This window comes from Psychrobacter pasteurii, assembly GCF_900162815.1.
Lineage (GTDB): Bacteria > Pseudomonadota > Gammaproteobacteria > Pseudomonadales > Moraxellaceae > Psychrobacter > Psychrobacter pasteurii.
Genome location: NZ_FUGD01000219.1, coordinates 1 through 5875, shown reverse-complemented (window position 1 = coordinate 5875; position 5875 = coordinate 1). Strand labels below are relative to the sequence as shown.

7 protein-coding genes and 1 pseudogene are annotated in these 5875 nt (G+C 33.1%); 1 reads left to right on the top strand and 7 read right to left on the bottom strand.

Annotated elements, in window-relative coordinates; all coding sequences use genetic code 11:
* Nucleotides 1-182, top strand: a 182-nt coding sequence (locus tag A1232T_RS14285) for a hypothetical protein (RefSeq protein ID WP_208606959.1), incomplete at its 5' end; no start/stop codon positions are given.
* Here A1232T_RS14285 and A1232T_RS14660 read toward each other — a convergent pair.
* The 7 genes and pseudogenes from A1232T_RS14660 to A1232T_RS13515 form a co-directional block, all read right to left on the bottom strand.
* Nucleotides 172-413, bottom strand: a pseudogene (locus A1232T_RS14660) (transposase); the annotation flags it as partial. The gene A1232T_RS14285 and the pseudogene A1232T_RS14660 sit on opposite strands and share 11 nt — an antisense overlap.
* A 161-nt stretch (nucleotides 414-574) precedes the next feature.
* Nucleotides 575-1054 carry a GNAT family N-acetyltransferase gene (locus A1232T_RS13540; protein WP_077449841.1) on the bottom strand — a complete coding sequence of 160 codons (480 nt, stop codon included), beginning with the start codon at nucleotides 1052-1054 and terminating at the stop codon, nucleotides 575-577.
* A 66-nt stretch (nucleotides 1055-1120) separates the two neighbouring features.
* Nucleotides 1121-2380 (bottom strand): ATP-grasp domain-containing protein, encoded by a 1260-nt coding sequence (locus A1232T_RS13535; RefSeq protein ID WP_077449840.1) that lies wholly within the window; start codon nucleotides 2378-2380, stop codon nucleotides 1121-1123.
* The gene (locus tag A1232T_RS13530; protein WP_077449839.1) at nucleotides 2377-3288 is read right to left on the bottom strand and encodes an EamA family transporter; all 912 of its coding nucleotides are present in this window, start codon (nucleotides 3286-3288) and stop codon (nucleotides 2377-2379) included. Before A1232T_RS13530 ends, A1232T_RS13535 begins: the two co-directional genes overlap by 4 nt.
* A complete protein-coding gene (locus A1232T_RS13525; RefSeq protein WP_077449838.1) occupies nucleotides 3281-4354 on the bottom strand; it encodes an NAD(P)/FAD-dependent oxidoreductase in 1074 nt (357 codons plus the stop codon). The genes A1232T_RS13530 and A1232T_RS13525 overlap by 8 nt, the downstream gene beginning before the upstream one ends.
* 16 nt (nucleotides 4355-4370) lie before the next feature.
* Entirely contained in the window at nucleotides 4371-5228 is an 858-nt protein-coding gene (locus tag A1232T_RS13520; RefSeq protein WP_143514027.1) for a type 1 periplasmic-binding domain-containing protein, read from the bottom strand.
* A 1-nt stretch (nucleotide 5229) separates the two neighbouring features.
* Nucleotides 5230-5875, bottom strand: a 646-nt coding sequence (locus A1232T_RS13515) for a class I tRNA ligase family protein (protein ID WP_143514026.1), incomplete at its 5' end; no start/stop codon positions are given.

The window sequence follows — 5875 nt, the reverse complement described above, 5'->3', positions numbered from 1 at the left end:
TGTCGGTAAATCTTGATTTTTTCATGTCGAAATCTCCTGCTAGTATTTTAGCAGTTAGTTTCTGCTTTTACGTGTTATTATTTTTTGGGGTGATTACCACCGCAATACTGACACCATACTGCGCCTATAACTCTTGTGCCCAGACTTTGCGTTCACAAGCAGGCGCTACAGCTTTTTTATAATATCTTTTTGCATTTCTGCTTTGAGGCTTAAATCAGCATACATGTGTTTGGGTCTAAGGTTTTCTTCTACAAGCTCTTTTAGTCGTTTGACGTTAGACGCTTCCATGCCTCCATACTTGGATCGCCATTTATAGAAGGTCGAGCTAGCAATACCGTATTTGCGGCACAGCTCTTTGCAGGTATCCCAGCTTCTGCTTCTTTTAGTATCGATACTATTTGGGTCTCAGTCATTCGTTTGATTATATCAAAACTCCTTATGGGTATTTTATAAGAAATTCTACGTTTGAGCTGTGTTATTTTAGGGGATAGTTACAAATGCTATTCATCCCGTTTCTTATGTCATTTGGCTTAATTAATGACACGCCCTAAATGCAATTAAATAATAACTTAAGTTAAAGGTTGTGGCGGTATTGAATCACATCAGTAAGATTTGCTATTGAGTCATATAGATGTCTAGCAGTCGTATTATCTTTATCTGTGACCCAATATACACGGTTACAGTTTTTACTATCAGCAAACTGATAAACACGTTCAATTAATGCTCGACCTACACCCTGACCTCGAACGGTGTTATTTACAAATAAATCTTCTAAGTAACAACAGTCCGTAGTATCCCATGTATTAGGATGCAACACCACATGAACAATGCCAACTAAGGTGTCACCTTGCCAAGCTCCAAAACCATAAATAGGCACATTGTTATTTAGAAGGTTTTGCCAGGTGTTCGTTGTGATTGAATCAGCGAGACTGGTGTTATAGAAACTAAGATACTTTTGCCACAAGGTGAGCCAGCTTTGATAATGATCATTAACTAAAGGGTTGATACCAAGTTTAGAAGGTTTTGTTTTATTAATGGTAGAAATATCTAGCATTCTTTTTTCCTATTAGGTTAGTTTTATACTTTAATAGTTAACCGTATTAATTCATGTGTAAAAAACTTATTCATTATCTGATAAAATTTCAAAAATACCTTTTTTTTCTAACGTTTTTATAAAGTCGATATCTTTTCTTATTTGGTTACTATCTTTATTAGCCAATACTATCCAAGCAGGACAAGTATATAAAGAAATTGTTTTTGGACAATAGTCACCTTTTTCGACGAGAAAAACCATATCATAGAAGCTTGGTAATGACTCTATTTTATTTGTAAAGTTCAAACTTTTCACATTACCTTCAATGTAGTTTACTAGAAAAAATACACAAGCACTTTTATGGAATACTACGCCATTTTCTGTCATCTCATTGAATTTATCTACGTCACAATATGAAGGCAGTATTAAGTTTAGCTGTGACAAATTAGAAATTTCAGCCACTGTTCTTGGTGAATATCCACCATGGATACGAGCACCTGTTTCTATCAACACTGGCCCATCATTTGTCATCATTATTTCACTATGTGAAGGGCCATATAAAAATCCCAAAGCATCTAATACTTTATTATTATATTCTATAATATCAATTAACTCTTTTGAATCTGGAGGTAGAAATTCCATCTTCCTGTACACTACATCAGAATCATTCGCTTCCATTTTAGTATAAAGGCAGCCGTTAGTTGTAAAATGACGCCCTTCACAACTAATACTATCTACTACATACTCTCTCCCTTCTATAAATTCCTGAACAAGTACTTTATCATTATACAAACCTAGAGCATTATCTTTATTAAGAATAATTGAGGTTGCCTTGATAGCCTCTTCATAAGAGTAACATTTATAGACATCGTCAGAGCCAGCAGAGTTAATAGGTTTTATTATCACTGGATAACTCAAGGAATTCACTTTTTCATTTAACTCTTTAATGTTACTGACTTCATGTGACTGGATATATTTCAATCCATTCTGCTTAAGGCATTCTTGCATCGCAAATTTGTCACGTCTGGCCTTAGACAAATCATACAAATTGTGATTAAGCTTTAAGTAGTGAGCTAAATTATCCGCTAAAGTCACGCCTGATTCAGCTCCAGGCATTATCACGCTACAACCATAATTTTTGAGCTTATCAGCTATATATGCAAAATTTCCACCATCAAAAAAAATCTCAATATCAAAATCATTTTTTTTGTAACTACTAGCAAATATGCTAGGAACTTTCTGTAGTGAGTGAATTGCGATACATATATGCCCATCTGCTTTAAATAATGGTGATAGCAAAGCGCCACTAGAATAAGGATCTACTATAGCTATTGTTTTTTTCGTCATGTTTTAGACACCTTTAAGTTTGTTAACGTCCCTATTGCAACAAAGACTATAGAGATACTAATTGCTATCCAAGAGATCGGAGAAATAGGAATGTTTTTATCAAATACCTGTATGATTAAATAAAATATAGGAGCTAAGACGAGTAATAATGAAACTGTTATTGGTTCTAGTTTTTCTATAGAAAGCTGAAGGGAGAATAGTGGAATAACGTTACCAATTATTGATATAAATAATAATGGTAATAATAGAGTTTTTAATGTTTCTATTATAACATCACTGCCAGCTACTACACCGCAAACTATAATTAATAAAACAAACCTATACATCATTATTTCTTTGGCATTGATACCTGAAATATTTAGTTTTTTAGAAACAATATTCGTAAAAGCTATTGAAACTCCACAGATTAACGATGCAATAACACCTAGCCACAAATAAGATATGTCGGTTGTGCCGCTTGCACTCTTACCCGCTATGGTAACGAAAATCATTATCCCCATAGATAGAAATATACCTAATGAAACAAGTAACTGAGACAGCTTAGGAAAAGAACCTTTTAAGAAAAAATATGTCGCAAATAAGGTAACCGTTGGAGCTATCGAGTTAGCCAAAGCAGAAGACATTGCAGGCTCAATGTACTTGAGTGCTATAAAAAAAGTTAGCCAATTCCCTAATGTTGTAACGTTAATTATGACTAAATTAGCATAATTCTTTTTAACGCTACTTTTAATTGGTTTATTAGAAATTACATTAATTAATATAAAGACAATTGTGACAAAGGAAAAACATATACAAAGTGTAGCATATACATTGGCTTCCTTTAGCAGACCTGATAAATAAACAGCTTGTACACCTGATAAGATATTAAACAATATAACAAGCGAAATACCAATAATTTTTTTATGCATAATAATGTAATGACTCTAGTATAATTTTTGAAGCGCTTTTTCCTGCTCCATGTGCCAGTTTAAATCCTGCTCCGCTCCAACCTTCGGAAACTGATATACCAGGGAATATATCACTTTGATATATCTTGCCACGCATCTCTTGGTTATAGCCATCAAAACCAACTCTACCGCCAATAGGAGTTAAAGATTTTATATCAACTTCGAATATATTATTAAGTTTACTTAAAGTTTTCTGACATTGTCTCTCGTCAGGTTTATCGTATGCATCCATTTTAATATTAAAAAATTCAGTCGCACTACCAATTAGTTGTTGGTTAGGACCATAGGGACGAGTGTATATATCAGTCTCACTATCTAATAAACAAAAATTAGAAAACTCATTGTTATCAACGTAAAAAGTATCTGCTTGGATACCCTTAGAAAATACTTCAGATGATAATCCTACTTTCTTTAATAAAGATGAAGACCATGCTCCTACACTAACATGGACCGCTTCGGTTATGAGTTCTATGCCATCTATGTAAACGCATAGCTTATCATCCAAAATGATATCTTTAACTTCAGCGCATTCAAAAATGTAGGCACCGTTTCTCTTTGACAATTCAGCATAAAGTAAACAAGTTCTTAATGGGTCTGCATAACCAGCATTAGGTTCACTTATGATATGACGATCTTCAGAAACTACTAAGTTAGGTATAAATTCATTAAATTCATTTCTTTGAAGTAAATTTATATTTTCGCCTTTTTTGCTAATCGTATCTACTAAAGATTCAATTACATTCTTAGTTAATAGATTAGTCATGAATAAACTACCAATTGGATTGAAATCTACCTGAGATTTATGATCCCTCAGAAAATTTAGTGTATCAATACTCCAATCAATCTCTCTACGCTTTGTATGAAAAGAACGTACAAATCCTCCTGACTTGTTAGTAGACCCTGAGCCTAACCTAGATTTTTCTACTAAAGCTACCTTTAGATTAGTTTTAGATACTAGATGATATAAAGTAGAAAGACCCATTATACCACCGCCGATAATGATAATATCAAATTTTAATTTTTTCATTACATAGCCTTGAAAGTTAAAAGGTATTGATTGGAATCAGTTCAAATCCTTGACTTTCTATACGACCATCATCTAAAAATTGATAATGATCAATGTTCTTACCTACAAAATCATAAAGTATATCGTCAGAACCTATGTGGCAAATAAGATGTTTTAAGTACTCAAACGATGTGGTTAAACTGCCACGATGGCCATTTGGTTGTCCTACCAAATAATCATTATGGTTAGATATAGCTTTAATAGATTCTTGATACTCTTCTATATAGCAATCGTCACAACAAACTATCATTGAATCAGGAGCTATTTCTCTAAGTTCTTTATGAAAATTTAAAATATTGCAATGAGCACCTGATAGAAATATCAATATCTGATCTTTTTCTTCTTCAGCAAATTCTGCTGTAGACTGTCTAACCTGCACAAACTTAGATTCTGCCATCAATAGCTCAGTTAATCTTCTACCATACTCACTGCTATCATTGAGTGCGTAAATTATTCTACTATTAGCTAATGCGGTATCAACAACCAAACGAACTTGATTTTTATCTGACGGACTAAAGATAGCACCTCCAGTTTCTAGCCTAAGTTCTGGATGAGTCGATAAAGGTGAAATAAAACCAATTTTTGCTGTTTTGTAAATTTCTTTAACAGCCATACTGCAATAGCTATTAAAATGACCAATAACTAAATCATATTGTTGGCTAACTATTTCTTTTGCAATTTTTATAGCTTGATCTGCTTGAGCCATATCATCAAAGTAACCCAATTGGACAAAATTACTTTTAAGCACATTACTTTCTTCAATTAGCATCTCACCGTAAGCTTTACGTGGGCCACTCATAGGCCCACATATTGCTATCTTTATAAGCTTACTCATTTTAGAAATATTCCTGTTTCTTCGGACTTACTATTTGACCACTTGCAACGAAGCTTAATTGGTTCTCAATCTTAATTTGATCGCTTGGACTAATCTCTGACATTAGTCTTTTAGAGAAATTAGGAGCAATACCAACCATTGCTATGCTAATAGTTTTTATAGCCAATGAAGAAATTGCTATTAAAGTACGTACTAAGTCTTTTTCTAAATTAATATTTTTCAAAAAATCTAACATATTACAATTTGACTCTAAAACTTCTGATAGATTTTCTAAGTTTTTCATTAGTAGATGCGTGGAAAACGAACTCGCTTGATGTGCACTGATAATTACGTTATAAGAATCAAGTATTACTTTATAAGACTGTTTGGTTGACGCATTCCAAGCACCGGCTTCGGGTATTTTACTATCGCTAACTTCATCTATAATATCCCAAAATCGATTGATATTTTTAATAAGCCTACCTTCAATCTCTTTTTCTATATAAGAGCAATAATCATTAACAGAGAAATTACTTTCTGATTGCTCAGGTCTTACACGAGCTAAATACATGCGAACCAATTCAGGATTATTTTCACTTAAAAAGTCTTTTGCCCAAATTAGATGCTCTCTACTAGTAGAAAACTTACTACCATCTAAGTTTAAGAAC